We start from the raw sequence: 939 nt of genomic DNA on the forward strand, positions 1-939 counted from the left end.
ACTAACTATGTAAATCTAATTAAGTCGAGTGAATGTATTTACCCGAATTACAATACAGTCTGAAGCACAGGCCAAATCTGATTTGCCAAGTTAATAGATCCTTCTGGGGTTGGGTGAATATTATCGCTTTCAACTTGAGATGCTGGAACAGTGCCACGCGTATCGACAAATGAGCAGCTTGCATTCGTCGCTACATCGCAAGCATAACCAAGCAAGTCATCACCGTAATTTAAGGCTTTTGTGAGGTTTTTATTGCCACGAGGTAACTCGTAATACCCTAGCCATATCACGTTCTGAACATCATCACTTTCCATCTGATTGAGCAGGTTTATTGCATTAATATACTGATCCTCAATCAAGCCACGGCAGCTTCTTGAAATATTCCAACGCCACCAGTGAGTACGACACCCATAAGGGTCGAATAGCATTGCGGGGATAAGAATGTCGTTACCGCCGCCATCCATAACAATGGTATCGATATTTGCGTCTGTAGACTTAGCATCCTCATATTGTTGATCGACGGCTTTAGCCAAGGCACCACCAGACAACTCTGCTCCGCTTTGCGTGTAATCTCGAAAGGTCTCACCGGCATAGGATTCGAGCGTCTCTTGAATGACACCATTAAGATCAAAGATCGAGTCGCCCAGAGTAATAACGTCATTGCGATCTGCCACTTCTTCGTAAGGGTTACCTGTACAACCGACAACACTCACAGAAACTATACAGGCAGCTGCAAATTTGACAGCCTTAGCCATCTTCACTGGCAGGTCTATCAATTTTTTTTGTTTTACTCTAATCATTTTGCTTCTCCAGCTTTTTGATTGTTTTATGGAGAAACAACGATAACGCAGTCATAAATTATTGTAGATATAGGATTACGTATAGATCTCATAGATCAGTGCGCAATTTGCCTTAGGGTTCATTGCACATTCGTCTGGC

The 939-nt window shown here is 42.6% G+C and carries 1 protein-coding gene; it reads right to left on the bottom strand.

Translation table 11 applies throughout. The annotated features are described in order from the left end of the window. Nucleotides 1–47: 47 nt before the first annotated feature. Complete coding sequence (locus tag A3729_RS07895; protein WP_068633583.1) at nt 48–800, bottom strand: SGNH/GDSL hydrolase family protein; 753 nt, start codon at nt 798–800, stop codon at nt 48–50. Between the last annotated feature and the right edge of the window lie 139 nt (nt 801–939).

The organism is Oleiphilus sp. HI0043 (assembly GCF_001634935.1).

Bases quoted from the DNA above. Each gene is read 5' to 3' on its own strand.
- A3729_RS07895 (WP_068633583.1), bottom strand. From the start codon at position 800: ATGATTAGAGTAAAACAAAAAAAATTGATAGACCTGCCAGTGAAGATG.